The sequence below is a fragment of the Peptoniphilus indolicus ATCC 29427 genome (assembly GCF_000227315.1).
Classification (GTDB): domain Bacteria; phylum Bacillota; class Clostridia; order Tissierellales; family Peptoniphilaceae; genus Peptoniphilus; species Peptoniphilus indolicus.
Genome location: NZ_JH165061.1, coordinates 242,953 through 269,060 on the forward strand (window position 1 = coordinate 242,953; position 26,108 = coordinate 269,060).

Below are 26,108 nucleotides of genomic sequence, written 5' to 3' on the forward strand. Positions count from 1 at the left end.
TATTTTCTATGAATTTTAAATTCCAAATAGAATTAAGATTAAATCCTTTAATTTTTTCTCTAATTGTCCTTTATAAAATAGTCTCCTTACATTAAAAGAATAAGCCCAGAAACTTCTGAGCTTATTTTAAATAAAGTTTAAATTTTATAAAACTATTTTTTCTTCTTACCTTGTTTCTTGGATTCTCTATCGTTATTTGAATCTAAATTTCTCTTATCGTTTTTCTCATCATTGTCTTTATTTGAAACATTTGTGCTTCCATTTTCTACACTGTCTTCAGATTCTACAACTTCACTTCTAAGAGATACTTCCTTTGCAAATTTTTCATCTATCTTGTAAACAGAAACTTTATCTCTGCCAATCTTTACACCATTTACAGGTACCCCTTCAAGGGTAGCTGTTGAAATGTCTTCTCTATCTATTCCAATTCCAAACCTTGCTAAAGTAACCATTTGTCCATAAGTCAAATCTGTTTCCACAAACTCATCAACAATATCAAGTAATTCTGGAATTTTTAATAGCATTGCAGGTGACTTCAATTTTTCAAAAAGCATCATCAAAAATCCTTGTTGCGCTCCTATCCTATCTATATCTTGACCTTCATAAGCTTTTCTTATTCTGAGATAGTCAACTGCCTTTTTACCATCTAAATGGTTAATTCCCCTCTTCATGCTTATTTCTAAAGGTGGCACTACCCAATCATCTTTGTAAATATAGTCAGGTCTATCCCACTCTACATCCATTCCCCCAACAGCATCAACAATTTGTGTAACTGCTTTATAATCTATTAAAGCATAGTGGTCTATCTTCACATTCAATAAATCTTCAACTGTAGAAGCCACAAGTTTTAATCCTCCCTTAGGATAAACTATATCGCTAAATGCAGCATTTATTTTATTTTTATCATATCCATGAATCCTCACATAAGAATCTCTTGGAACTGATAGTAATTGTACCCTTTTACTTACCGGATCAATTGAGAATAACATTATCGTGTCGCTTCTCATTCCATTTTTTTCTTCTGAAAGTTGTTTAGTAGCTGTTTTATCAACTCCTAAAACAAGCACTCTCAACACTTCATCATTGTTAAAAACTTCCGTCCCCTTAGTGTCTAGGATAGATTCTTCTTTTTTGTCTTTTAAACTAATTTTTCCCTTGTTTTCATAATCAGGTTTTATTCTGTATAATAGCAAAACTACCCCTGCTAACAAGCACAGCATTAAAACTGCGACTATTCTGAATACATATTTCACTCTACACCTCAAATAAATAATTTCAGTATGATTAAAGCTATAACGAATGGTACTCCCAATAAGCCTGTCAAAAATGCCACTATTGGTTTAATTACTATGTAAATACCAAAAGAGCTCAATAAAATGTTTGCAACATAGAGAATTATAGCTCCTATGATTGTGTTTAATATAACTTTAACAACTATTTTTATAGACTTAAATATAATTAATGCAGATAGTATCGCAACTATTGCACCTACAACATAAAGTTCCATACTTTCACTTCCTAATTTTTTATTATATCATGTAATCACACTATTTAAAATAAGAGGTGATTTAATGAAGATTTATCTTGATGCTGATGGTTCTCCCATTACTTCTGAACTAATAAATTTAGCAAGAGAATACAATGTAGAATTAATAATAGTTAAAAATTATCTAACCAACATAAAAAGCGAATATGCAACTGTTGTTAGTGTTGACATATCTTCTGACTCTGCAGATTTATATATTGCAAACCACGTTGAACACGAAGACTTAACTATAACTGCTGACAGAGCTCTATCAGCTCTCATCTTGGCAAAGGGCTCATACGTTATAGACTTTTATGGAAATCATATAACTAACGATAATATTTTGTTCCACTTAGACACTAGACATGCTAACAGAAATCTTAGAAAAAAGGGTATATATTCAAAAGTTAGTGCACGCAAAAAAATAGATACTCAAAATTTTATAGCTTCTGTTAGAAATTTTTTATCTAACTTTGCAAATCAAACAGGAGGTGTTTTATGATAACACTATTTATATCAAGTTTATGTCCAGATTGTCCCCCAGCTTTAGAAGCTTTTGAAAACTCTTCACTCGACTATAAAATAATCGACATTACCGAATCCATGGCTAACTTAAAAGCTTTCTTAAAATATAGAGACAAAGATTCTTTTTTCAACTCTATAAAAGCTAATTGTCAAGTTGGTGTACCATCTATAATGGTTGGAGATGGAGAAAAATTTTATTCTTTCTCATCTGAGCTCGACTTAAAAATTTATAATTTTAATGAAAAGGAGATAACTACGACTTTGTAAATATCTCCTAATTTTTAATATTTTTTTAATTCAGATGCTCTTAATATTATATTTGCTACATCTTGTACAGAAAATTTTGATACATCAATTGTTATATCATAATCTGAGGAGTAGCCCCACTGTCCTGTTGTATACTTTTGATAATGGTTTCTTCTCCTTGCATCTATCTTTTGAACTTCATTTTTAGCTTTTGCATTGTCATATTTATATCTATTTTTTATCTTTTCTAATCTATATTCTTCCGGTGCGGTCAAAAAAACATTGAATATTTTTCCCGTACTCAAAACATAATTTGTACACTTCCCCATCATTATACAAGAACCTTTTTTAGCTAAATCTCTTATTGTTTTTGAATTAGCTAAAAATTGTGCGTCATTACTCGTGATATCTTCTTGTGAATAAGAATAATTTTCTCTGTATAAATCATACACGGTTCCCTGTAAAAATGTATCATCTTTTTTTACATTTGAAGGGTCTACTTGGCTCTCCAAGGTTTTTAACTCTATTATGTCTTCATCATAAACTTCAATATTTAATTTTTTGCCAAGTATCGAAGCTATCTCAAAAGCTCCAGTACCATGTTCTCTGTCAATTGTATATATTACATCATTAGATACATTTGCATTACCTAACAATTTATTAAAAAATTCATCTTCACCACTTCCTTATTAAATATATTATCTCACATTAGAATAAATAATTTATTAAAAATTAGATGATGATTTCTAAGATTGCACTAAATAATTTCTATAGATAGCCTTTTCTCTTTAATATCCTCACTATATACCAAGATATTACCATGCTAAGCAGTACCAAAATCCAAAATGCCGCCGGATGATTTTCAATCGGAAGTTTTACATTCATTCCCCACAATCCACCAACTATAGTTGGTACAGTCATCACTATTGTTATAGAAGTCAAAACTTGCATTACAACATTCAATTTATGTGAAATCAAATTTGAATACAAATCAGATAAATTCTCCATTATAGTTGTAGACTCTTCAATCATCACTCGAGCTTGTTTGTTTTCAACAAGCAAATCATGTAACAATTCAGATGCCTTATCACTTTTTAATTTAGAATATGACTCGAACATCTTTTCTATTACCGGTCCATTTTCTCTGGTTGCCATACTAAATTTTATAAGCGACTTTTGTATCACTATCATATCTGAAAAAGCTTTTTCATCACTATTTTTCAGAACTGTCTTTTCAATCTTTTCTATACTTTCATTTAATTCTCTAACACTTTTTACAAATTCAGAACAAATTGCCCATGCAATTTCTGTAGATAAACTCTCGCTATCTTCTCCCAAACCTTTCTCTTCATAAGAATTTTTAACTTTGTTTATCAACTTCAAATTTTCAGTAGAAACTGTAATCAAAATTCCATCAACCATTATCATTGATATCGGTCTTGTTATATAACTACAATTATTTATTTTTATTGGATGACTTAGTAAAAATAAATTAGCTGCCCCACTTTCCCAAACTTCAACTCTTGGAACTTCTTCATCATCTAGCACAGAGTATATATAGTCCTTTGGAATTTTATATTTTGTAAGTATTTCATCTATTTCTTGTTGATTAGGATTTATAAGTTCTATCCAAAAAAACTTTTCACCATTTTCTGACATTGTCAATTTATTGTTCTCAATATAATATTTATTTTCCATTTTCTTTATTTCCCAACTGTGCAGCCATAATTGCAATAAACATCAACAGGCATCCTATTAATTCTCTTTTAGTTAAAATTTCTCCAAGTATTAAATAACCACCTACCGCTGCAAAAACTGATTCTATTGAACTTATCAAAGATGCCAAAGCCGCATCTATGTGTCTTAAAGCCATTATCTGTAATGTGAATGCCACAGAACTTGACATTATTGAAGCATAAAGTATTGACCACATCGCCAACTTTATAGCCTCTAATGAAATGGTTTCAAATAAAACCGCTCCTACTGTACTTAAAAGTCCACATATTATAAATTGATAAGCATTAAATTTCAATCCGTCTGTTCTCGGAGAATAGTACGCTATTATAAGCATATGAACAGAGAAAAATACAGTGGAAATAAAAACTATTAAATCCCCTTTATTTATTGATAAATTTTCTTTAACTGACAATAAATAAACTCCTATTACAGATAGTACAATACAAACTATTAGTTTTTTAGACAGTCTATGCCCTCTAAACATCATGAGTATCGGTACTATTATTATATAGAGTGCACTTATAAAACCCGCCTTACCCACAGTTGTATCTACTATTCCTATTTGCTGTATATTCATTGCACAGAACAACACTATTCCTGTTAGGATTCCCCCTCTTCTTGTAGCTGCTTGATCTACGACAACACTTTCTTCATCAAGTATAGCTTTTCTTAAAAACGGATTCATCCTCATAATAAGTATCACAAATCCGCCAATCAAACATCTTAATGCAGAAAACGTCATTGTGCCTATGTATTCCATACCTTTACTCTGTGCTACAAATGTCAAACCCCATATTGCCGCTGCAACTAGTAAATAGATAGATGCCTTTAATTTATTTTTATCCATAAATATTTCTCCCAATAAATAACTTATATACACAGTGTAACAGACCTAAATTAAACTTTAAAGACACTTTAAAAATTATTATCTTTTAGCAATTTAAATATTTATTTTAATTTTCCTTAAAATTTTGCGCAAAAAAGCACAGGCAATTTAACCTGTGCTTTAAATATCTTAGAATAATTTTCCACCAAATGCTACGAATAGTGGTGCAAATACTAATGATACTACTGTTATAAGTTTTACAAGAATATTTAATGAAGGTCCTGAAGTATCCTTGAATGGGTCCCCTACAGTATCTCCAGTTACAGCTGCTTTGTGAGCTTCTGAACCTTTTCCACCGTGTGCTCCACCTTCGATAAATTTCTTAGCATTATCCCAAGCTCCACCAGAGTTTGACATAAAGATTGCCATTAATACACCAGTGATAAGAGCTCCGGCTTGTAATCCACCTAGAGCTTCTGCTCCAAGTAATAGACCTACTACTATTGGAACTACTACTGCTATTACTCCTGGAACAATCATTTCTTTAAGAGCTGCTCCTGTAGAAATGTCTACACATTTTGCATATTCAGGAGTTGCTTTACCTTCCATGATTCCTGGGATTTCTCTAAATTGACGTCTTACTTCATCAATCATTGAAGAAGCTGCATTTCCTACTGCTGACATTGTCAAAGCAGAGAAGGCAAATGGAAGCATACCACCGATAAACGTTCCGGCAATAACTTCTGGTTTAGATACGTCAATTCCTTCTAATCCTGTTGCGTTGATATATGAAACGAATAGTGCTAAGGCTGTAAGAGCTGCTGAACCAATTGCAAATCCCTTACCAATAGCCGCTGTTGTGTTACCTACTGCATCAAGTGAATCAGTTATTTGTCTTACTTCTTCTGGAAGTTCACACATCTCTGCAATACCTCCAGCATTGTCAGCTATAGGCCCATAAGCGTCAACTGCAATTGTCATACCTGTAGTTGAAAGCATACCTACTGCTGCAAGAGCTATACCAAATAATCCGTGAACTGATGATTCATTTCCACCAGCACCTATAAAGGCAACCATTATACCAATAGCGATTACTATGATTGGTCCAACTGTAGACATCATTCCTACAGAAAGTCCTGAAATTATGTTTGTAGAAGAACCTGTTTCAGATTCTGATGCTATTCTTCGTACTGGAGCGTATTCGTCCGCTGTATAGTACTCAGTTATTTTAGATATTATAAGTCCAACACATATACCTGCGATTACGGGAACAAATGGTTTAAAGTTACCAAATATCATATTTGATAATACAGCTGCTGCAATTATACTAGCTCCAGCTGCGATGTATTCTCCAACATTTAGAGCTTTTTGAGGGTCTTTATCTCCCTTTACAAAAAACACTGCTATAATTGAAGCGATTATACCTACTGCTGCTATTGATAGAGCATACGCTATACCATTTTCTTGATATGCAACAACTCCTAAAGTGATAGCTGATAAAAGAGCTCCAACATATGATTCAAATAAGTCCGCACCCATACCTGCAACGTCCCCTACGTTATCACCTACATTATCAGCGATAACAGCTGGGTTCCTTGGATCATCTTCAGGAATTCCCGCTTCAACTTTACCTACAAGGTCAGCTCCAACATCTGCCGCTTTAGTGTATATACCACCACCAACTCTTGCAAAAAGAGCGATTGAAGAAGCCCCTAGTGAAAATCCTGTAACTATAGTTGTATCTTGAGTTAACATATAAGCTGCTGTGATGCCTATGATCCCCAAACCTACAACACACATACCCATTACAGCACCACCTGAAAATGCGATATCAAGTGCTTTTGCAAGACCTGAAACATTAGCTGCGTTTGCAGTTCTAACATTTGCACGTGTTGCCACTCTCATACCCACATAACCTGCGATTACTGAACAAATAGCTCCTGCAATGAAACATAGAGCCGTTGCCACACTGTGAAGTCCAACAGCTAAAATTGCTGCAAGAACTATTACAAATACTACAAGTGCTTTGTATTCTCTTGTTAAAAATGCCATTGCACCGTCTTGTATATATGAAGAAATTTCCCTCATTCTTTCATTTCCCGGATCTTGTTTAGACACAAAAGACGCTTTAAAGAAAGCAAAAGCTAATGCTAAAACTCCGGCTATTATAGCTAAAATATAAACGTTCATTCTTCCGTATACCCCCTATATTGCTGAAAGTGCTATTACGGAAACTAAAAATATTATAGATGATACTGTTATAATGCGATTTTCAATTTCCTTCTTGCTTGTTCCTCTATGTTCTCCCCATAGATTTGATTGTTCTCCCTGTAATGTGCCAAGTCCTGCTTGAGCACTCTCAGTAACTACCACAGTGCCAATTAAAACGAGCGATGAAATGGCAATAATTACTGTTAAAAATAATTCCACTGTAAAACCTCCTATTTTATTTATCCACAATGCATTAATTCTACCACAATAAATTTTCAAAATCAATTGAAACCGTTAATTTCAAGCCTTTTTATACTAAAATATCTTCAAAAATAAAATTACTAGTACGCCAAGCCCTATTCTATACATTCCAAACACTTTGAAATCGTGTTTTTGAATGTAACTCATAAACTTAGTTATTACAGCATATGCTACTACAAATGAGATTACAAAACCCACTAAAATATAGAACCACTCACTTACTGTAAACGATGTTCCCATCTTCAATACCTTCAAAGCTGTTGCACCTAACATTGTTGGAATTGCCAAGAAAAATGAAAATTCCGCTGCTGTTGTCCTGTTACAGCCAAGAGTCATTCCACCAATTATTGTAGCTGCACTTCTTGAAGTTCCCGGTATCATCGCTAAGCATTGGAACACGCCTATTTTAAAAGCATCCACTACACTTAGCTCATCAATGTCTTCATATTTAAATTCAGATTTTTTCTTGTCTTCCATAAATATAATTATCACACCATAGATTATCAATGTTATCGCAACTACAGTTGGATTAAATAAGTACTTGTCTATTATATCATCAAATAGAAAACCTAAAACTGCAGCAGGTAAAAATCCTATTATAACCTTTGCTATCAATCTCATAGTTTTCTTATCTCGTAAGTGCCATCTATCTGAAATAGATAAATGCGATTCATTTTCTACAATACTTGAGGATAATTTTTTCTTTGATATTGGGTTTAATTTATCCCAATACAATAGCACTACTGCTAAAATTGCCCCCAATTGAATTATTACTGAGAACGCATTTTCAAAGCTTTGTGAGTGTAATTTTAAAATCTCACTAACTAAGATTAAATGTCCTGTAGATGATATCGGCAAAAATTCCGTAATACCCTCTACAATTCCCAAAATTATTATCTTAATTAACTCCATCTTCCCTCCTATGAACCATATTCTTTATTTAAGAATTTAGTAAATTCTTTTCTAAATATCAGTTCCACTGTACCTGTTGGTCCATTTCTATGTTTTGCAATTATAACTTCGCCAATATTTGGTTTTTCTGACTCTTCTTTTGTATAGTACTCATCTCTAAATAGAAACATTACGACGTCGGCATCTTGTTCTATAGCTCCTGATTCTCTAAGGTCTGAAAGAATAGGCCTGTGGTCAGCTCTTGCTTCTGGCGAACGTGAAAGTTGAGACAGTGCAAGCACCGGCACTTCAAGCTCTTTTGCTATAGCTTTTAAGCTCCTTGAAATTGCTGAAATTTCTTGAGTTCTCGATTCAACTTTTTCACTCATTTGCATAAGTTGAAGATAATCTATAACCACCAAGTCCAAGCCTTTTTCCATCTTTTGTCTTCTGCACTTGGCTTTTAATTCCAACGGAGAAATACCTGCTGTATCATCTATTTCAATTTCAAGTTCAGATATTATTGGCATTGCATTTATGACTCTTTCCCAGTCATCTGCTGTCAAATTACCAGATATTATCTTTTGTAAATCCACATGTGCTATTGAAGCTATGATTCTGTCAACCAACTGAGTCTTACTCATTTCCAGAGAAAACATTGCAACTTTTGCCTTTGCTCTTAGCGCTGCATTTGTTGCTATATTTACCATTAGAGCAGTCTTTCCCATCGATGGTCTTGCCGCCAAAAGCACTAAGTCCGACTTTTGTAGACCACTCAACTGTCTATCCAAATCTTCAAAACCTGTAGTAACTCCTGTTAGCGAGTTTGGATTTTGTGCACGTTTTTCCATTGCAGCAAATGATTCAAGCAGAGTTTCTTTTATTGGCGAAAGTCCAATTCTATGAGAGGCTTGAGTTATATTAAATATATTCGACTCAGCTTTTTCTATAATCATATCCAAATCTGCATCTTGTGCATACGCGCTCGACATAGTTTCATCTGAGGCAGCTATCAACTTTCTCAGTGTAGACTTTTCTTTGATTATCTCACAATGATATTTTGTATTTGAGACTAAACCTGCAGAAGAACTCAAACTTGCTATATAGCTAATCCCCCCAACATCTTCAAGACTATTTCTCTTTTTCAGTTCATCTACTGTAGTCATCACATCAACCGGAACATTTCTATTGTATATAGAAGTTATGGCTCCATATATTTCACCATGAATCTCTGAATAGAAATCTTCAGCTCTTAAAATTTCTACAGCCGATGTGATGGCATCTTTAGATAACATCATAGCACCAAGCACTGACTGTTCCGTTTCAGTGACGTGAGGAGGTACTTTGAGATTTAAATCTTCCATTATTCTGCCTCAACTGTTACCTTTAAATTTGCAGTTATTCCAGGATACAATTTTACAGGTACAGTTTTTGTGGCCTCCATCTTGATGTTTTCGCTTAATTCAATTTTTTTCTTGTCTAACGTTATTTTAAGTTGCTCTTCAAGAGCTTCTTTTATATTTTGAGAAGTTATTGCTCCAAAAAGTCTTCCCCCCTCACCAGATTTAGCTTTTATTACAACTTTACCTGCTTCAATCTTCTTTTTTACTTCAGTGAATTCAGCTCTGTTTTTCTTTTCTTCTTCTGCTCTCTTTTCGTTATCTTCTTCCCATTTTTTAAGGTTCTCTTCATTAGCTTCTATGGCAACCTTTCTTGGTATCAAGAAATTTCTTGCATATCCGTCTTTTGCCTCAACAAGAGACCCTGCTTTTCCTAAATTTTTATCGTCTTTTAATAAAATTACCTTCATATATTTTCTCCCTTTTTCTGTTCGTCAATATACTCTTCCACTGCTTGTACTAAAATATTTTCAGCTTCATCTAGAGATTCTACTTTTAGTCTGGCTCCAGCCATGTTAAGATGTCCTCCGCCTCCTAATTTTTCAAGTATCAACTGCACTGAAAAATCCCCTGATGACCTCCCTGAAATGTGAATTTCATCATCTACCGGAGTCATTACAAAACTTGCCCTTATTCCATTTATATCAAGTAATTCATCAGCAGCTTGTGCCGCTATCAATATAGAATTCGCAGCCTTTTTATCTAGCCTTGAAATTGCCACCTCATCACAAACTACCTTTGTAGCGTGCACTACTTGAGCTCTATTTTGAAGTGTATCTAAATCATCTTGAAACAAGTTTTTTACCTTTATCATATCTGCACCAGCACGTTTTAATATTGATGCTGCTTCAAAAGTTCTAACCCCTGTTTGGAAACTAAAATTCTTAGTATCAACTACTATACCACTCATCAATGCATCAGCCTCAAAGTGAGTTAAATTTAATTCATCATTCATATAAGTTAACATCTCAGTTACAAGTTCACTTGTAGATGATGCATAAGGTTCAACATAAGTCAGTACAGGATTCTTTACAAATTCCTTACCTCTTCTATGGTGGTCTATTACAACTATTTGTGTTGTCAAATCTAAAAGTTCAGGACTTTCAGTAAAGTTTGGTTTATGATTATCAACCAATATCACTAAAGACTTAGGTGTTATATTACTCTTTGCCTGCTCTGATGAAATTATCTTCTCAAAAATTTCAGGCTCTTCTTCTTTCATTCTATCAAGAAGATTTGATATTGAAGGATTACTCTTATTTAAAACAATATACCCTTCAACATTTCTATTCAATACAGCTCTTAAAATACCTATCGCTGAACCTATAGCATCCATATCGGCATTTTTATGTCCCATTATATAGACATCTTCTGCTCCATCGATAAGTTGTTTTAGGGCAACCCCTAAAACTCTTGCCTTTACTTTGTTTCTCTTTTCAACAGCTTTTGACTTACCACCAAAGAATTCATAGTTGTCCTCAACTTTTATTACTGCTTGGTCTCCTCCACGTCCAAGTGCAAGGTCTAAGCAAGTGTCAGCTTCGTCCACCGACTCCTTAAAGTTAAGTCCAAAAGATGATACCCCTATTGAAAGTGTCATAGGTATGGAATTTCCCATATCTAACTCTCTTAAATCGTCAAGTAAATCAAATCTCTTTTCCTTTATGCTCTTTAATGCTCCAAAAGTCATGACAACTAGGTACATATCGTCATCATACTTTCTAACTAGAGCATCATAACTTTGAAAATATCCTCTTACCAAGTAATCTATCTCAGCTATTAACTGTGGTCTGTTGGCAGTCGGTGCAGAATCCATTGCCTCATCATAGTTGTCTACTTCTATTTTTGCAACTATTGGATATTCTGAGACATATTTATCTCTCAAAACATCATAATCAGTCTTATCTACGAAGTATAATAGAATTAATTTATTTCTATCTGAGTCAGATTTTTTGACGTCAACTACATTCGCATAAACTTTATAAGATTTAGAACCTAATTTTGCAGTTAAATCTTCATCATTGGGCTCTTCAATTACACTTTCAAAGTTTATTTCAGGAATCAACTCAGAAACATTCATCTCCATAATTTCAACATCTTCAAATATGTTTAAGAAAGTTGTGTTGTACCAAATTACATTCGCATTTTCATCTGTTATTACCATTGGAAAAGGCATTGAAAAAATAGCATGTTTTGTTATCGAGTCAAAGTCTCTGCTTATTGTTTCAACCATCGCAATTGACTTTTGGTTGTACTCTTCTATAGTCTTACTACCTGAGTATATCAAATAAACCAAAATTAGAAGTCCCAAAATACCTAACCAAGGCTTGAAATATAAAAGTCCTATGCTCAATATAGCAACAACTACTATAAATCCTTTAAAGTCTTTTAAATCAAATTTATAATCCATCTTTCACCTCACGCAAGCCTTCTAAAGTTGAATATATTGTCCAAAATACCCATAGCTATAAAAATAAACTGTGCTCCCGGAACTAAAAATCCAAAAAGAGTCACTAAAATTTTTATAAACCTTCCAGCTTTAATCTTGTTTAGTATAAACATTATAACACTCATTCCCAATAAAAATAGTATGCTTGAAAATACTAAAATTAAGTTTTCTATAACTAAATTAGGTGACTCAAATAATATATCCCCAAAACTATATAATACAGCTATTGAAAAAGCTCCTACAAATAATATTCCTTTCGGTAGATTAAAATAAATAAATGGTTGATAGTTTAATTTTAATCCTTGTTTTAAGATAAGCTTTCTTATTGATAAGTGATATGTTACATAACTTAACAAAAGAGAAATTATAACTAACATAGCTGGCATCAATTGCAACGACCTATTATATAGCATAGTCCATTCTGCAGTTGACAGCTTTTCGATACTCATATTATTTTGTATTTGTATAAAACTTTCTAAAACTTCTTTTGATTTTAACATTTCAGGGCTAACTCCATAAGAATATGAAGTTACAAATATAGAAATAAAAAACATTACCGCTGCCAAAACTACAGTTGAATTTTGATCATAATTTTTATGCATCATCCAGTGAAACACTAAAATCATTGGTCCAAATAATGTAAAAACTATTATGGCATAATTTAAAGAAATCATAGTAAGTAGTGCATTGGCAACAAAAAACAGCGAAAAAGCGTTCATAACGCCTCCTGATATAGCTTCCCCAACGAAAATAGCCGGTAAAAATAAAAATGCCGGTGGAAAAACCATTCCAATCGCAGCAATAAGCACTGCTCTTGTCACCAATATAAACTTATTTAATGTTGAATTTGTAATTTCAATCATCTCCTTATTATTTTTTATTTTACCATACCGACTAAATATAAAATAGATATTTGTTAATATGCTATTTATATGCATATTATGGTATAATTTCACTAACGTGTAGGAAAGGAGTTAATATGATTCAAAGTTTAATTAAAGCAGCAAATATACTCGAATATATGAAACAAGATAGCCGCGAATTCACTATCGCAGAAATTTCAGAAGCCATATCAATTCCACCAAGTACAACTCACAGAATTTTATCTACACTAATAGCTTGTGAGTTTGTAACTAAAGACAACAATACCCACTTATATAAACTTGGTCCCGGACTTATTTCAATAGGCATGGCAGCTTCAGGAAATATAAGTCTACAAAGCGAGGCTGATATTATTTTAAGAAAACTTTCAGACGAAACTAATGAGGACTCATTTATGGTAGTACGCTCTGAAAATACCGGAGTTGTCATAGGAAAAGCCGAAGGCTCTGAAACATTGAAAATCGTTGAAAATTTTGGAAGACAAATCCCTCTGCATAAAGGCGCTATAAGGAAAGTGGTTCTTGCATACCAGCCAGAAGATTTTATAAATTCTTACTTAAAACTTGAATTGGATCCATACTCAACCGGTCCTGTGGATATAGAACAATTAAAATCTGAACTTCAAAAAATTAGAGAAAAATCTCTTGCAATTTCAGAAGGAGAGTACATAAAAGATACCATCGGCCTTGGAGCCCCAGTATTTAACCATACAGGTGACTTCATAGCTTCCATAGGTATAGTGACGCCAGAATACAGGTCAAAAGATAAAGTTGACGAGATGATTAAATATGTAAAAGGAGCAGCCTTGGAACTTTCAAAACGTCTAGGCTATAGAGGAAAGAATGAATAACTACGAAGAACTTTTATTTAAAATAAAATCTCTCTGTTCTCAAACAGAAAATAAAGTTTCAATTTTGGCAAATGTTTCAGCCGTATTATTTGAAATGGGAGATGTTTCTTGGGCGGGGTTTTATATGTTAGAAAATGAAAAACTATTGCTTGGACCATTTCAAGGTAGAGTAGCTTGCACTGAAATTGAAATTGGAAAAGGCGTTTGCGGTACATCATTTGAAAAACGTGAAACACTAATCGTCGCTGATGTTCATAAATTTGATGGCCATATAGCTTGTGATTCTCGAAGTAATTCTGAAATAGTTGTTCCAATTACAAAAAATGACCTACCGATTGGAGTGATTGATATAGATTCAACTTCATTCGATAGATTTTCAAAGATTGAAAAAGACTTTTTAGAAAAAGTTTCATATATAGTTTCAAAAAAGATGTAATCGTTGGGATATGTGTATTATAAATAATATGCATATCCTTTTTAAATTTTAAAAGGTACCGGCTTTATAACCGACACCTAACTTTTATACTAAATTTCTAATTTCTTCTATTTTTTTGCGATAATCTTTATATATTTTTTGTGCTTCTTCTATAGAAACTTGCTGGAATAAAACTTTTCCATCTGGAGCCATTTGTGACAACTTACAAATATCCGGTGTTATTACAGTTGCTATCTTAGTATATCCACCTGTTGTCTGACGGTCTGCCATCAACACAATAGGTCTGCCATCTGCAGGGACTTGAACAGAACCTTTAACTGTTCCATCAGATATTATATCTGCTCCCTTCTTAAATTCCAATGGGTTTCCATCCAATCTAATCCCCATTCTGTCGGCATTTTTAGTTATCGTATATCCGCCTGACATAAAGAATTTTTTGATACCTTCTTCTGTAAAATAATCATCTTGTGGCCCTAAAACAGTTCTTAAAACTGCAAATTGACTCATAACAGGTCTGTACTTTTTAGGAATAACTCTCTTCACAAAATCTCTTGCATTTAAAATTTCAAGTTCATCTTTCGGTTTTAAAGCTCTTCCTTTGTAGCCACCTATCTTGCTTTTTATCAAAGTTGATTTACTTCCATTTAATTCTTCAACGCCTATCTCTCCACTAAAAGCCAAGTAAGCTCTCATCCCGGATTTTAATTTTCCAAAACTTAGCGTGCTTCCCGCTTTTAATAAGTGAGTTTCATACATTGCAACCTCTACACCGTCTACTTTAGGTGTAACATCAGCACCTGTAACAGCAAAAGTTACGTCTTCATCAACTTTTAAAGTTGGTCCCAAATAAGTTATTTCAAATACAGCTTCACCGCTTTTATTGCCAACTAAAATATTTGACAACTCATAGCTATATTCATCCATTACTCCTGCTTGTCCTATGCCAAACTTTTGATATCCTATTCGCCCAAAATCTTGAACGGTAGTGAGTACACCTCCCATGATAAATTCTACTTTAGCCATTCAACTCACCTACCTCTACACGTCTAACATTGACTTTATAGTTTCCAGATTCTACTTCAGCTTTTATTTTATTGTACTCTTCTTCATCTATACTCACATATCTTATATAATCTCCAGCTTGTATAAACACTGGCGGTTCCGCTTCCGGATTGTATAATTTAAGTGGTGTTCTTCCTATCAACTGCCAACCACCCGGTGATTCAGATGGATACATCCCAGTTTGACTTCCTGCTATACCAACAGAACCAGCTTCAATTTTTAATCTTGGAGATTTCAATCTTGGTGTTGCAATTCGCTCGTCCATTCCACCCAAATAAGTGAACCCCGGTGCAAACCCAAGCATATAAACTAAGTAATCAGTCCCTGTATGAATTTTTACAACCTCTTCTTCTGATAGACCCGCATTCGATTTTACAAAATCCATATCAGGACCATACTCTCCACCGTATAGAGTTGGAATTTCTATAAGATTTACTTTTTCTTCTCCATCACTTGAAGAAACACTCTCATATTTCTTTAACTGCTCAACCAAATCACTATAACTCAACTTCTCAGGTTCATATACTATTGTTATAGATCTATATGTTGGAGTCATTTCAACTATTCCTTCTATATTGCCATCTATCGCCGCCATAGTACTTCTGATTTTGGCATTTATATCTTTGTTTATCTCATTTCCAAACTCCATAACTATGGCTCTGTCTCCAGCTATGAGATATTTAACTTCATTATACATAGTTCCTCCTTAGAAGAAAGTAGATAATTTAGTAACCATTGTTGTCACTCCCAAATAGAATGAAAGTGCTGTTACAACCCATCCTAAGTAGAAAAGAACCATCGGATGTTCATAATTCCCTACTATTGATTTCTTCTTACTTGCAATAAGCATAACTGCTAAAGTTATTGGTAAAATCAATCCGTTTAAAGCTCCTACCAATACAAGTAGTGTTTGTGGTTGGCCTATTAAAACATATGCAAGAGTTGAGATTACTATAAAACCAATTGTAAATAAATTAGCTTTTTCTTCAACTACTTTGAAAAGAGTTTTTAAGAAAGATACTGACGTGAAAGCACAACCTACGATTGAAGTAATCGCCGCCGCAGTAAATACCAAACCAAATATCTTATAACCAACTTCTCCACTTGCTATTTTAAAAGCTGACGCCGCTATATTTTCAGGGTCAAGTTGTCCTCCTGATGATATTACTCCAAGAATAGCTAAGAATAATAAAATTCTAACTATAAGAGCAACTCCTATTCCCATTGTTGCAGACTTAGTAACTTGTGGTAAATTTTCTTCACCAGTTATTCCTGCATCAATTAATCTGTGTCCGCCTGAGAATACTATGTATCCACCAACAGTTCCTCCAAGAAGAGTTAGTACTGCAGGAATAGTATTGTTTAATTCTGTAGGTGCAACTGCTCTAACAGCAGCTTCTCCAACCGGAGGCGCAGTAGTAATACATACGTAACCTATCAAAAGTATCATGCCGGCTCCTAACACTTGAGTTAGTTTATCCATTGCATTACCGGCTGACTTTGAAGTAAAAATTACTATTCCTAATAGGGCGGCAATTATTGCTCCAAGTTTTGTGTCTATACCAAATATTACGTTTAGCCCTAGTCCAGCTCCACCAACATTTCCTATGTTAAATGCAAATCCACCAAGAGCTACTAAAAATGCTATAAAGTATCCTAACCCAGGCAATACTTTGTTTGCTATATCTTGTCCTCTTAGTTTTGAAACTGCTATAACTCTCCAAACATTAAGTTGAGCAACATAACTCATTATTATTGAAGCAAATATTACAAAAGCAAAATCAGCATGTAAATCATTTGTGAATTTTGCTGTCTGTGTCATAAATCCAGGTCCTATTGCAGAAGTAGCCATTAGGAAAGCTGCCCCTAAAAGAACCGACCAATTTGTCTTTTTCTTTTCCATAAATTACCTCACTTTATAAATTCATCTACGGGCTTTATTTCAATTCCCGCTTCAATTAAACCCACTCTTATCTGTTGAACAAATTCCATTGCTTGTGGATTGTCTCCATGAACGCATATAGAGTCAGCTTTTATGTCTATATCCGTTCCGTCAACGGCTGTAACTTTACCTTCTTTAATCATTCTTATTACTCTTGGCAATGCATCCTTTATATCTTTTACAAATGCCCCCTGTTGAGAACGATTGACTAATGTTCCGTCTGGATTGTATCCTCTATCAGCAAATACTTCTTCGCTTACTCTAAGTCCTCTCTTCTTTGCCTCTTTTGCTATGTAACTTCCACTTAAAACCATTAAAATTATGTCTTTATCTAAAACTTCTATACCGTCTATTATTCCAGCCGCCAATTCAGGATCAACACAAGCTTTGTTATAGAATCCGCCGTGCAATTTCATATGTTGTAACTTTGTTCCATTAGCTTTGGCAAATGCCATTAAAGCCCCTGTTTGATACAACATATAATTTTTAGCCTCTTCTCTAGTTATAGTCATAGCTCTTCTTCCAAATCCCAAAAGGTCCGGATAGCCAGGGTGTGCTCCAACTTTTACTCCATTTTCAATTGCAAGCTTTACAGTTTTGTCCATAATCATAGGGTCTCCTGCATGCCAGCCACAAGCCAAGTTTATGCTACTAACATACTTTATGATTTCATCATCCATCCCCAACTTATAACTGCCATAACCTTCTCCTATGTCACTGTTCAAGTCAACATAAAATTCCATAATTTGATTCTCCTCTACTGTAAAATTAAGAACGAATCACTTTAGAATACGTTTTCACGTTTATTTCACTCGCTCTTAAACTAATTTTATTACCTTTATATCTTTATTGCAATACTATGTGTAAAAAATATTTTTAGTCTTTACTTGTTAAACCATTTTGAATCACTTTATTTTTTTGAATATGTTTTAATTTGCTATCATGCTATAATGATTTTAATAACAAAAAATTATTTAAGGAGCTATTTTTATTAAAAATATAAAATACGTGCTACGCAATATCTTTGTATTCACTTTAGTTTCAGCTTATTTTTAATAAACGTGGTATTATTTACTCACACCTATCCCATTCCGAAAAATTATCCTTGCTTAATAATAGAGTTTTAGTTTTTTCAATTCTTGTAGTGATACTTTGTTTAATAATACAAAAATTTTTTAAAAAGCATGACTAAGTATATATTAAAGCCTCACTCATATCATTAATATCAAATTTAATTTTATTTACATAACAAAAATGGACTGTTTTTAAACAGTCCGTTTTTGTTATTTATAAAATTCTTTAAACACATTTATAAAGTGAGCAACATCTGAAGCTCCTGTAAGCTCTCTTGCTGAGTGCATACCTAGCGTGCTCATGCCTATGTCTACAGATTTAATAGCTATTTGTGATTGTGAAATAGGCCCTATTGTAGAACCTCCCTTTACATCACTTCTGTTGTGATAAGTTTGGAATGGAACCTTGGCTTTAGTACACATATCTATAAATTTTCCAGCGCTGTATGCATCTGAAGTATATGATCTACTAGCTGCATATTTGATAACCGGACCTCCCCCTAGTATCGGTTGATTAGTAGGGTCTGCTTTTTCAGTAAAATTAGGATGTACTGCATGAGCTGCATCTGCTGATATCAAGAAAGAATTTTCTAAAGCTCTTAGATATTCTTCTCTATTTGCTCCAAGTGCTATTGCAACTCTCTCAAGAATCCTGCCGAGCACTGGCGAATCAGCTCCAGCATAAGATGTTGAACCAACTTCTTCATTGTCCGTTGCCAAGAACACATTGATCCCTGATGCATTCGACTCTAAAAGAGCTATTAAGCTTGTATAAGCCATAAATAAGTTATCCTGTCTTCCTTGAGAAATAAATTCTTCTTTAAGACCTACTAATTCTCCCTTAGCTGTATCATAGATGTATAAATCGTAATCTAAAATATCTTTAGAATCTATTCCCTTTATCTTTGCCATCTCATTTAATAGCAAGTCTTCTTTCATCTCTTCACTATCCAATGCCATTAGAGGTAATGTGTGTTTTTGAGCATTAAATTCAAACCCTTTGTTAACTTCTCTGTTCATATGAATTGCCAAAGATGGAATTGTAAAAATCGGCTTTTTAAAATCTATTAGTTCAGTTACAATTTTTCCTTCTTTAAAAAACTAATTCTTCCGGCTGCTGATAAAAGTCTATCCATCCAAGTATATAAAATTGGTCCTCCATAAACTTCTGTATTCAATATGATATTTCCGGCACTTTTCATCACAGGATTTCTCTTTATTCTAAAGGTCGGAGAATCGGTGTGAGAACCTATAATTTTAAAACCATCTTCTAATTTTTTATCGCCTATGTTAATTGCAAGAAGAGCTGTATCATCTATTTTCACATAGAATTTTTTACCATTTAATTTAAACTCTTCCTCCAACTTCAATTCCGTATAATCATTTTCAACTAACAAGTTCTCCATATTTTTAACTGCGAAATGTGCAGTCATGGACTTGTCTATAAAATTCACAAGGCCTTCTACTCTACTATTCACCTAGTGCCTCCTTTAATCTATTATATCTTGGCAGTATATCCTCTTTCTCCACACCATTTATCTCTCTAATAGAAAGGGCATAATCTATTGCCTCTCTAAGTTCAGAATTACCTACTGTATCTAATTTCTTTTGCGCTTTCTTAGTTAGTTTGCCCAATTGATTAAACAATTGAACAACTTCGTGTTCATCTTTTATATGCTCTAATAAATAAGAAAATTTCCAATCTTTTGAAGTTTCAGTTATCACTGCTTTATACGGAACAACCACTTCCTTTTCTTTAAGTGCCATTAGATAAGATTGTAGAATATTCCTATCTAAATCTCCGAATAATAACATCTCTACTTTCGGAATATCAATATAATCTACATCTTCTCTCTCATAACCTTCAAGATTAAATAATACAGCTACCTTTTGCTCCAAATCTTCTTGTCTAACTTCATTTGTCTCAATTCCAAATTTTTCAGCCACAGTTATTACTTTTTCAAGACGCTCTGCGTCAAATCCATAATATAGAAGTTGTTTTTTCATATTTTCCCCTTCCTTAGTCTATGTATAGTATAATACACTAAGGTGATTTAAAATGGAAATACATGAAAAGAATAATTTAAAATTGGGATACCTTTTGACAATACTTGGAGCTGTAGCTTGGGGTTTTTCAGGAATATGTGGCGAATACTTAATGCAAAGCAGCCATATGAACACCGGACTCATAGTAAACATACGACTTATAATTGCAGGACTTTTACTAACTATACTATCTATAGTAAAGTATAAAAAAGAATCCCTATTAATTTTTAAAAATAAAAAGACTTACTTAATTTAATAATATTTGGTGTTTTTGGAATACTCTTTTGTCAATATTCCTACCTGTCCGCTATAAAATATACCAATGCTCCAACTGGAACTGTACTTCAATTTTTAAGCAGCGGAATAATCGTTGTCTATGTTTGCTTAGTTGAAAAGAGATTTCCTAAAATCATAGAAATTTTAGCAATATTCCTATCCTTGCTTGGAGTTTTTGGACTTGCAACTCACTTCAGTTTAAGTGAATTAGTAATAAGTCCTTTAGGCCTGTTTTGGGGAACAATGGCAGCAATCAGCGTAGTTGTTTATACACTCATACCAATTAGCTTAATGCTCAAATATCCGAAACTTTCAGTCATAGGCTTTGGAATGCTCGTCGGTGGAATTGTATTTACCATTTACCTACAACCTTGGAAATTTGTAGTACCAACTGACTCTGTATCTCTATGGGCTCTCTTTGGAATGGTATTTATCGGAACCGTCTTTTCTTTCTCTTCGTTTTTAATTGGAGTTAGTATTGTAGGGCCGGTTATCGGAGGTCTTATAGCCGGTCTTGAAGCTGTTGCCTCACTTATTTTTTCAATAATCCTATTAGGACAGACATTCACAATTCAAGATTTAGTGAGCATTGCTCTTGTAATGTCTTCCATAGTAATTTTAAGTTTTAAAAAAGATTAAACCTTGCTAACACATTGAATTTACAAACTTGTGAGTTCAATGTATTATATTCTCATGGAGGTGTAAGTATGAAAAAATCAATTTTTTATATTTTTTTATTATTAATTTTACTTAATTTAAGTGCTTATAAGAATACTTACCCAGAAGAAGATAATCAAATATCATTAGATTCTTTCTATGACATATCGTAAAAAACCATTTCTAATAACCCTTATTATTCAGCATTTTTCAAATATGAAAATAGAACTTACAAATTAGACTACTTCTCAGATTTAGACACAATTAAATCTTATATAAATAGTTTCTTTGAACAAATATAAATTAAAAGCTAACGGATTCATTTACTAAATCCATTAGCTTTTTTTAGTTATTGTAAATATTTTAAAGCATATCTTACAAAATATTCTATTCCAAGTTTCATTGCTCCCTCGTCTATTTCAAAATACTCATTGTGTTGAGGGAAATATCCCTTATCTCCTGCTCCGCCTAACAATAAAAAGCAACCCGGTATATTCAAAAGATATTTTGCAAAATCTTCTCCGCCCATCAGTTTAGGATAGTTTTCGATATAATTTTCTCCAAACACTTCCCTTGCTATTTCAATTCCAAATTCAGTAGCTTTTTCTTCGTTGACTGTAGCGGGTGTTCCATCGTGATAGTCCAAAGTGATTTCTGCTCTTGTAGTAAGAGCAACTCCGGCTAATATTCTCTCTATCTGTTCTTTATATTTTGCTCTTAACTCGTTGTTAAATGACCTTGTAGTCCCTTCCAAATGTGCCATTTCAGGGATTACATTCTTAGAATTTCCAGAGTTAAATGCCGTCACACTTATAACTTGTGGCTCCAATGGGTCGTTTTCTCTGCTGACTATAGTTTGAAGTGCATTTACTACCATAGAACCCGCCACTATTGGATCTACTGCCAAATTAGGTGTTGCTCCATGTCCGCTTATACCTTTTATGTAGATGTCAAAAGTGTCTGCCGACGCCATAATCGGCCCAACGTTTAGCGATGCCTGTCCAGACTTGATACCGGCCCATATATGAAGTCCTATTATGTTATCGAGTGTCTCAATTTCTTTTTCTTTAGAAAGATATTTCGCTCCGGAGTCTTGTATAAATTCTTCAGCCGGTTGAAAAACAAAAACTATTTCTCCATTAAACTTATCTCTCATTTCATTTAATACTTTTGCCGTTCCAAGCAATACAGCTGCGTGTACATCATGTCCGCAAGCATGCATCACTCCGCTGTTTTTAGATGCAAATGGCAAATTAGTCTCTTCTTTTATCGGAAGAGCATCTATGTCCGCTCTTATACCAAGTCTTTTTCCGGTACTTTTCCCGCAAATCTTGGCTATAACTCCCGTGTCTTTTACAACTCTGTACTCTATACCCATGCTTTGAAGTTCATTTTGAATCTTCTTAGCTGTGTTGAATTCATTCCAAGACAGTTCGGGATTTTCATGGAAATATCTTCTGAGTTGTATTGTATAATCTTCGACACTTAGTATTTTATCTTTTATATCCATAGTTTTCTCCCTCGTAAATTAGAATGGTCCGTAGTTGATTTTTACAGCTATAATTAAAGATATAATCGCAACTACAAATAAGATTGCGAGTAATTTCCAAACGAATTTATACCATCTGTTAAGTGGAATTTTTGCAATTGTTAAGAACATTAGCAATGTACCACTTGTAAACCACAAACTGTTTGTCAAACCATCACCAAATTGAAATGCTAAAATCATAGTTTGTCTTGTCATTCCTATCAAGTCTGCCAAAGGAATTAGTATAGGCATAAGCGCTGTGGCCTTTGCAGAACCTGATGTGATAAGACCGTTGAATAGTGAGATTATAAACATAACGGCTATTGGTGTGCTAACTGCACCCATCTTACTCAACGGTTTAGAAAGTGCATTTATTATAGGGTCGATTACTCCACCGGAGTTCAACATCCATTGAATACCTCTTGCAAGTCCTATTACAAGCGCCGGTCCAAGACCGTCCTTAGCTCCCGCAATAAATCCGGAGATGACTTCGTTTATATTCATTCCGTTTATTATTCCACCCATTACTCCCGCAAAGAAGAATGCTGCGCCTAAATCGTTCATGCTCCATCCTTTTGATGAAACACCAACTATAGATGCTATAAAAGTTCCCAAGAATACTAAAAGAGATAACTTTTGTCTTCCATTCATCTTGGCACTCAATTCATCTGAAAAGTTAATTCTAAAACTTGAATCGTCTATTCCCTTCATATATGAATTGTTAGGGTCTCTCTTCACGCTTCTTGCATATCTAAGTACATAAATTTGCATAATTATGTTAAATATAACCAACAGTATAAATCTAAATGCAAATCCTGAAAACATTGGCAACTGAGCTACTTCGTGTGAAATTCCTACAGTGTACACACTTGATGGAGATACGGAGAAACTTATCATATCCACCATGGCTGAACAAGCTATCCCAGTCATTACATCATATCCCATTGCCAAACAGAGCGAGATAATTATAGGTATGAACGGAACTATCTGTTCATTCCAACCTAAAAATCCTCCCAAACACCCGAACATAACCATTATTAAAGACAATATTTTTTCGCTGCCAAATCTATCTGCCTTGGATAGAAGTGCAGATACCAATTTATTTATTGCATCTGAACGCTTGTATATCTCTATACATCCAGCCACCATCATAACCACAAACATCATAGATGCTGACGATGTCAAACCTTCCGGCACAGCTTGAAAAATAGCTTGAGGTCCTAAATAAGTTTTTTCTGTAGCATGGAAACTATTTGCTATTACAGTTGTAACTCCATTGACTTCTTCTCTTTGGAATTCTCCAGACGGAACTACCAATGTTAAAAAATAACAAAAAACAATTACTAAAAATATAATTACAAATGCATCAAATTTTATTTTTTTCCTATCTTTATTCATTTTATCCTCCTTATCTTATTAATTGTTTTTTAATCTACCTACTCATAAAAATATTTTCGCTTCACCTCCCCTATAAATTTTTTGTCTTTAAAAGTGGTTTGAAATCAAAATATTAAATTAAAATTTCAATCTCGATTTCATCCTTTATTTCATTATAACTCTAAAGAAATTATATTTCTATAGAACTTTAATTTCGCTCATTAATCCTAATTTAATATTAAAATAGAGCTGATCTCATAAAAGTCAGCTCACAAGCTTTAAAATTTTATTTATTTTTATATGCACCAAAATTTATATCTTCCATTTCATCTGCCATTCTAACGCTATCTGAAATGCAAGCTGCCATCAAGTGAGGTTTTATAGTGTGAACTCTTACAACTTCAACACCCTTAAATGCAGCTATAGATGTTAAAATAGCAGAACTTTGATCTCTGTTTATGCTTCCTTCTTCAGTTTCAAAATTAGTTTCAAATCCATTTTCATCTAAGATATTCATTATGAATCTTTTTCTCGATACTCCAAGGAATGTAAAATATCCCATTTCTCTTATAATATCTACTTTGTTTATCAACTCTAAATTTTCTTTTTTTGTAAGTCCAAATCCTATACCCGGGTCAAGCATAATTCTCTCTTTAGATATTCCATATTTTTCAGCCAGTTCCAAACTCTTTTTAAAATATTTTTCCATAACTTCCACAATGTTCATATCTTCATATGATTTTAACTCTGCTTCTGAAAATACTCCGTCTCCTCCAAATTTAGGAAATACCTTTGAGCTTGGATGACTCGGCCTTGCTATAACAGGATTAAACATGACTATTGCTCCAACATTTGACTCGCCAATTACTTTGCCCATATTTAAATCTCCCAAAAATCCGGTTATATCGTTTATTATGTCTGCTCCTGCTTCAATTGCTGCCTTAGCCACTTCGCTCTTCCATGTATCTACTGAAATCGGTACATCAACTGAATCTTTAATCGCCTTGATAGCTGGCACAACTCTCTTTATTTCCTCTTCAATTTCCACATAAGTGCTTCCCGGTCTTGTAGATTCTCCCCCAACATCTAGCATAGTTGCTCCTTCAGCAACTAATTCCTTGGCTCTCCTCACAGCATTTTCTATATCGTAATACTTGCCACCATCTGAGAATGAGTCCGGTGTGGTATTTATTATTCCACATAAAATTGTCTTTTCCCCACTTACAATTTTCTTGTCTCTATACTTAAAATCCATTGTACTTTAAACTTCCTTTCGTTCTAAAACTTAAAGTTATAATTATTGTGAATAATATAATTCATAAAAAATTTTGTCAACAATTTTATTTTATACCTATTAAGTCTATAGAATATCCACAAATTTAAAATAAAAACTCCAAATCTATAAAGACTTGGAGTCATAATTTTAATCAATTTGTATATTTTTTACTTTTTGTAGTTCAGCTTTTTTAGGAATTTGTATATTTAACACTCCCTTATCTAAGCTTGCCTTAATATTTTCTTCATCTACATCTTTAAAATACATTCTTCTTGAAACTTTTGACATCTTTCTTTCACGATGAATATAATTTTTAGATTCATTACTTTCATCAACCGACTCTGATTTTTCAGCTTTTAAAGTCAATTTTCCTTCATCAAATTCAATGCTTATATCTTCCTTTTCAAATCCCGGAAGCTCAGCTTCTACAGTGTACTCATTGTCATTTTCACTTATGTCTACCTTAAAAGATTCCACATTACTTCTCTTTGATGGAAACTCTTCATTAAAGAATGAATCCATCATGTTGTAAAAATCTTCAAAACCCCTATTTTGTAATCCAAATCCATTTCTTCTAACTAAGTTTGTCATTTTAACATCTCCATCGATTTAATATTTAGCACTCTCTTATC

Annotated in this window: 27 protein-coding genes and 2 pseudogenes; 7 read left to right on the top strand and 22 right to left on the bottom strand. The window is 33.5% G+C overall.

The features are described 5' to 3' along the window. Positions 1-152 precede the first annotated feature (152 nt). Positions 153-1,253, bottom strand: a complete 1,101-nt coding sequence (locus tag HMPREF9129_RS01055) for an LCP family protein (RefSeq protein WP_115312010.1) — start codon at positions 1,251-1,253, stop codon at positions 153-155. Positions 1,254-1,261: 8 nt separating this feature from the next. After that, entirely contained in the window at positions 1,262-1,507 is a 246-nt protein-coding gene (locus tag HMPREF9129_RS01060) for a pro-sigmaK processing inhibitor BofA family protein (RefSeq protein ID WP_004819420.1), read from the bottom strand. Positions 1,508-1,571: 64 nt separating this feature from the next. Between HMPREF9129_RS01060 and HMPREF9129_RS01065 the strand changes: the two genes are divergently transcribed. Together HMPREF9129_RS01065 and HMPREF9129_RS01070 are read left to right on the top strand one after the other, a co-directional pair. Then, entirely contained in the window at positions 1,572-2,027 is a 456-nt protein-coding gene (locus tag HMPREF9129_RS01065) for a DUF188 domain-containing protein (RefSeq protein WP_004819423.1), read from the top strand. Then, on the top strand, positions 2,024-2,317 hold the full coding sequence (locus HMPREF9129_RS01070) for a glutaredoxin domain-containing protein (protein ID WP_004819424.1): 294 nt from the start codon (positions 2,024-2,026) through the stop codon (positions 2,315-2,317). Before HMPREF9129_RS01065 ends, HMPREF9129_RS01070 begins: the two co-directional genes overlap by 4 nt. A gap of 14 nt (positions 2,318-2,331) precedes the next feature. Here HMPREF9129_RS01070 and HMPREF9129_RS01075 read toward each other — a convergent pair whose 3' ends face one another. From HMPREF9129_RS01075 to HMPREF9129_RS01120, 10 genes are all read right to left on the bottom strand, one after another. Then, on the bottom strand, positions 2,332-2,952 hold the full coding sequence (locus tag HMPREF9129_RS01075; RefSeq protein WP_004819427.1) for a cytidylate kinase-like family protein: 621 nt from the start codon (positions 2,950-2,952) through the stop codon (positions 2,332-2,334). Positions 2,953-3,064: 112 nt separating this feature from the next. Next, positions 3,065-3,994, bottom strand: coding sequence for a magnesium transporter CorA family protein (locus tag HMPREF9129_RS01080; protein WP_004819429.1), 930 nt, complete (start codon positions 3,992-3,994; stop codon positions 3,065-3,067). Further along, complete coding sequence (locus HMPREF9129_RS01085) at positions 3,984-4,880, bottom strand: DMT family transporter (protein WP_004819430.1); 897 nt, start codon at positions 4,878-4,880, stop codon at positions 3,984-3,986. The genes HMPREF9129_RS01080 and HMPREF9129_RS01085 overlap by 11 nt, the downstream gene beginning before the upstream one ends. Before the next feature lie 168 nt (positions 4,881-5,048). Further along, a complete protein-coding gene (locus tag HMPREF9129_RS01090) occupies positions 5,049-7,049 on the bottom strand; it encodes a sodium-translocating pyrophosphatase (protein WP_004819432.1) in 2,001 nt (666 codons plus the stop codon). A gap of 15 nt (positions 7,050-7,064) precedes the next feature. Then, a complete protein-coding gene (secG, locus tag HMPREF9129_RS01095) occupies positions 7,065-7,289 on the bottom strand; it encodes a preprotein translocase subunit SecG (RefSeq protein WP_040552117.1) in 225 nt (74 codons plus the stop codon). 96 nt (positions 7,290-7,385) lie between these two features. Next, entirely contained in the window at positions 7,386-8,243 is an 858-nt protein-coding gene (locus tag HMPREF9129_RS01100; protein ID WP_004819435.1) for an undecaprenyl-diphosphate phosphatase, read from the bottom strand. A gap of 8 nt (positions 8,244-8,251) precedes the next feature. Beyond that, positions 8,252-9,586 carry a replicative DNA helicase gene (gene dnaB, locus HMPREF9129_RS01105; RefSeq protein WP_004819438.1) on the bottom strand — a complete coding sequence of 445 codons (1,335 nt, stop codon included), beginning with the start codon at positions 9,584-9,586 and terminating at the stop codon, positions 8,252-8,254. Then, a complete protein-coding gene (gene rplI, locus HMPREF9129_RS01110) occupies positions 9,586-10,032 on the bottom strand; it encodes a 50S ribosomal protein L9 (protein ID WP_004819440.1) in 447 nt (148 codons plus the stop codon). Before rplI ends, dnaB begins: the two co-directional genes overlap by 1 nt. Next, the gene (locus HMPREF9129_RS01115) at positions 10,029-12,032 is read right to left on the bottom strand and encodes a DHH family phosphoesterase (RefSeq protein ID WP_004819442.1); all 2,004 of its coding nucleotides are present in this window, start codon (positions 12,030-12,032) and stop codon (positions 10,029-10,031) included. Before HMPREF9129_RS01115 ends, rplI begins: the two co-directional genes overlap by 4 nt. Positions 12,033-12,040: 8 nt before the next feature. Beyond that, on the bottom strand, positions 12,041-12,934 hold the full coding sequence (locus tag HMPREF9129_RS01120; RefSeq protein WP_040552120.1) for a DUF2232 domain-containing protein: 894 nt from the start codon (positions 12,932-12,934) through the stop codon (positions 12,041-12,043). 116 nt (positions 12,935-13,050) lie between these two features. Here HMPREF9129_RS01120 and HMPREF9129_RS01125 point away from each other — a divergent pair, with 116 nt between their 5' ends. Next, complete coding sequence (locus HMPREF9129_RS01125) at positions 13,051-13,803, top strand: IclR family transcriptional regulator (protein ID WP_004819446.1); 753 nt, start codon at positions 13,051-13,053, stop codon at positions 13,801-13,803. Then, positions 13,796-14,239, top strand: a complete 444-nt coding sequence (gene msrC / locus HMPREF9129_RS01130) for a free L-methionine (R)-S-oxide reductase MsrC (protein WP_004819447.1) — start codon at positions 13,796-13,798, stop codon at positions 14,237-14,239. The genes HMPREF9129_RS01125 and msrC overlap by 8 nt, the downstream gene beginning before the upstream one ends. An 84-nt stretch (positions 14,240-14,323) precedes the next feature. On the opposite strand, the gene HMPREF9129_RS01135 is transcribed toward msrC, so the two are convergent. The 6 genes and pseudogenes from HMPREF9129_RS01135 to HMPREF9129_RS01165 form a co-directional block, all read right to left on the bottom strand. Further along, positions 14,324-15,262, bottom strand: coding sequence for a 5-oxoprolinase subunit C family protein (locus HMPREF9129_RS01135; RefSeq protein ID WP_004819449.1), 939 nt, complete (start codon positions 15,260-15,262; stop codon positions 14,324-14,326). Further along, positions 15,255-15,998, bottom strand: coding sequence for a 5-oxoprolinase subunit PxpB (gene pxpB, locus HMPREF9129_RS01140; RefSeq protein ID WP_004819451.1), 744 nt, complete (start codon positions 15,996-15,998; stop codon positions 15,255-15,257). The genes HMPREF9129_RS01135 and pxpB overlap by 8 nt, the downstream gene beginning before the upstream one ends. Before the next feature lie 9 nt (positions 15,999-16,007). After that, positions 16,008-17,204, bottom strand: coding sequence for an NRAMP family divalent metal transporter (locus HMPREF9129_RS01145; RefSeq protein ID WP_004819453.1), 1,197 nt, complete (start codon positions 17,202-17,204; stop codon positions 16,008-16,010). Positions 17,205-17,212: 8 nt separating this feature from the next. Continuing rightward, complete coding sequence (locus tag HMPREF9129_RS01150) at positions 17,213-17,986, bottom strand: LamB/YcsF family protein (protein ID WP_004819454.1); 774 nt, start codon at positions 17,984-17,986, stop codon at positions 17,213-17,215. 540 nt (positions 17,987-18,526) lie between these two features. Beyond that, a pseudogene (locus HMPREF9129_RS01155) lies at positions 18,527-19,749 on the bottom strand (M18 family aminopeptidase). Between the two features lie 37 nt (positions 19,750-19,786). Further along, positions 19,787-20,323, bottom strand: a complete 537-nt coding sequence (locus HMPREF9129_RS01165; protein ID WP_004819461.1) for a DUF3783 domain-containing protein — start codon at positions 20,321-20,323, stop codon at positions 19,787-19,789. 52 nt (positions 20,324-20,375) lie between these two features. On the opposite strand from HMPREF9129_RS01165, the gene HMPREF9129_RS10865 reads away from it, so the two are divergent. The 3 genes and pseudogenes from HMPREF9129_RS10865 (at position 20,376) to HMPREF9129_RS10870 (ending at position 21,277) form a co-directional block, all read left to right on the top strand. Continuing rightward, a complete protein-coding gene (locus HMPREF9129_RS10865; RefSeq protein ID WP_004819463.1) occupies positions 20,376-20,618 on the top strand; it encodes an EamA family transporter in 243 nt (80 codons plus the stop codon). Positions 20,619-20,662: 44 nt separating this feature from the next. Beyond that, a pseudogene (locus HMPREF9129_RS12750) lies at positions 20,663-20,761 on the top strand (hypothetical protein); the annotation flags it as partial. A gap of 39 nt (positions 20,762-20,800) precedes the next feature. Further along, positions 20,801-21,277, top strand: a complete 477-nt coding sequence (locus HMPREF9129_RS10870) for an EamA family transporter (RefSeq protein ID WP_004819465.1) — start codon at positions 20,801-20,803, stop codon at positions 21,275-21,277. 367 nt (positions 21,278-21,644) lie between these two features. Here HMPREF9129_RS10870 and HMPREF9129_RS01175 read toward each other — a convergent pair whose 3' ends face one another. The 4 genes from HMPREF9129_RS01175 to HMPREF9129_RS01190 form a co-directional block, all read right to left on the bottom strand. Continuing rightward, positions 21,645-22,805 carry a M20 metallopeptidase family protein gene (locus HMPREF9129_RS01175; RefSeq protein ID WP_004819469.1) on the bottom strand — a complete coding sequence of 387 codons (1,161 nt, stop codon included), beginning with the start codon at positions 22,803-22,805 and terminating at the stop codon, positions 21,645-21,647. An 18-nt stretch (positions 22,806-22,823) separates the two neighbouring features. Continuing rightward, positions 22,824-24,221 carry a YfcC family protein gene (locus tag HMPREF9129_RS01180; protein WP_004819471.1) on the bottom strand — a complete coding sequence of 466 codons (1,398 nt, stop codon included), beginning with the start codon at positions 24,219-24,221 and terminating at the stop codon, positions 22,824-22,826. A 265-nt stretch (positions 24,222-24,486) separates the two neighbouring features. Then, positions 24,487-25,455: a dihydropteroate synthase gene (gene folP, locus HMPREF9129_RS01185; protein WP_004819474.1), complete on the bottom strand. Its 969-nt coding sequence runs from the start codon at positions 25,453-25,455 to the stop codon at positions 24,487-24,489. A 168-nt stretch (positions 25,456-25,623) separates the two neighbouring features. Further along, entirely contained in the window at positions 25,624-26,067 is a 444-nt protein-coding gene (locus tag HMPREF9129_RS01190; RefSeq protein ID WP_004819477.1) for an Hsp20/alpha crystallin family protein, read from the bottom strand. Positions 26,068-26,108 lie beyond the last annotated feature (41 nt).

Bases quoted from the DNA above. Each gene is read 5' to 3' on its own strand.
- HMPREF9129_RS01060 (WP_004819420.1), bottom strand. From the start codon at position 1,507: ATGGAACTTTATGTTGTAGGTGCAATAGTTGCGATACTATCTGCATTA.
- HMPREF9129_RS01065 (WP_004819423.1), top strand. From the start codon at position 1,572: ATGAAGATTTATCTTGATGCTGATGGTTCTCCCATTACTTCTGAACTA.
- HMPREF9129_RS01070 (WP_004819424.1), top strand. From the start codon at position 2,024: ATGATAACACTATTTATATCAAGTTTATGTCCAGATTGTCCCCCAGCT.
- HMPREF9129_RS01080 (WP_004819429.1), bottom strand. From the start codon at position 3,994: ATGGAAAATAAATATTATATTGAGAACAATAAATTGACAATGTCAGAA.
- HMPREF9129_RS01085 (WP_004819430.1), bottom strand. From the start codon at position 4,880: ATGGATAAAAATAAATTAAAGGCATCTATCTATTTACTAGTTGCAGCG.
- HMPREF9129_RS01090 (WP_004819432.1), bottom strand. From the start codon at position 7,049: ATGAACGTTTATATTTTAGCTATAATAGCCGGAGTTTTAGCATTAGCT.
- HMPREF9129_RS01100 (WP_004819435.1), bottom strand. From the start codon at position 8,243: ATGGAGTTAATTAAGATAATAATTTTGGGAATTGTAGAGGGTATTACG.
- dnaB (WP_004819438.1), bottom strand. From the start codon at position 9,586: ATGGAAGATTTAAATCTCAAAGTACCTCCTCACGTCACTGAAACGGAA.
- rplI (WP_004819440.1), bottom strand. From the start codon at position 10,032: ATGAAGGTAATTTTATTAAAAGACGATAAAAATTTAGGAAAAGCAGGG.
- HMPREF9129_RS01115 (WP_004819442.1), bottom strand. From the start codon at position 12,032: ATGGATTATAAATTTGATTTAAAAGACTTTAAAGGATTTATAGTAGTT.
- HMPREF9129_RS01120 (WP_040552120.1), bottom strand. From the start codon at position 12,934: ATGATTGAAATTACAAATTCAACATTAAATAAGTTTATATTGGTGACA.
- HMPREF9129_RS01125 (WP_004819446.1), top strand. From the start codon at position 13,051: ATGATTCAAAGTTTAATTAAAGCAGCAAATATACTCGAATATATGAAA.
- msrC (WP_004819447.1), top strand. From the start codon at position 13,796: ATGAATAACTACGAAGAACTTTTATTTAAAATAAAATCTCTCTGTTCT.
- HMPREF9129_RS01135 (WP_004819449.1), bottom strand. From the start codon at position 15,262: ATGGCTAAAGTAGAATTTATCATGGGAGGTGTACTCACTACCGTTCAA.
- pxpB (WP_004819451.1), bottom strand. From the start codon at position 15,998: ATGTATAATGAAGTTAAATATCTCATAGCTGGAGACAGAGCCATAGTT.
- HMPREF9129_RS01145 (WP_004819453.1), bottom strand. From the start codon at position 17,204: ATGGAAAAGAAAAAGACAAATTGGTCGGTTCTTTTAGGGGCAGCTTTC.
- HMPREF9129_RS01150 (WP_004819454.1), bottom strand. From the start codon at position 17,986: ATGGAATTTTATGTTGACTTGAACAGTGACATAGGAGAAGGTTATGGC.
- HMPREF9129_RS01165 (WP_004819461.1), bottom strand. From the start codon at position 20,323: ATGAAAAAACAACTTCTATATTATGGATTTGACGCAGAGCGTCTTGAA.
- HMPREF9129_RS10865 (WP_004819463.1), top strand. From the start codon at position 20,376: ATGGAAATACATGAAAAGAATAATTTAAAATTGGGATACCTTTTGACA.
- HMPREF9129_RS01175 (WP_004819469.1), bottom strand. From the start codon at position 22,805: ATGGATATAAAAGATAAAATACTAAGTGTCGAAGATTATACAATACAA.
- HMPREF9129_RS01180 (WP_004819471.1), bottom strand. From the start codon at position 24,221: ATGAATAAAGATAGGAAAAAAATAAAATTTGATGCATTTGTAATTATA.
- folP (WP_004819474.1), bottom strand. From the start codon at position 25,455: ATGGATTTTAAGTATAGAGACAAGAAAATTGTAAGTGGGGAAAAGACA.
- HMPREF9129_RS01190 (WP_004819477.1), bottom strand. From the start codon at position 26,067: ATGACAAACTTAGTTAGAAGAAATGGATTTGGATTACAAAATAGGGGT.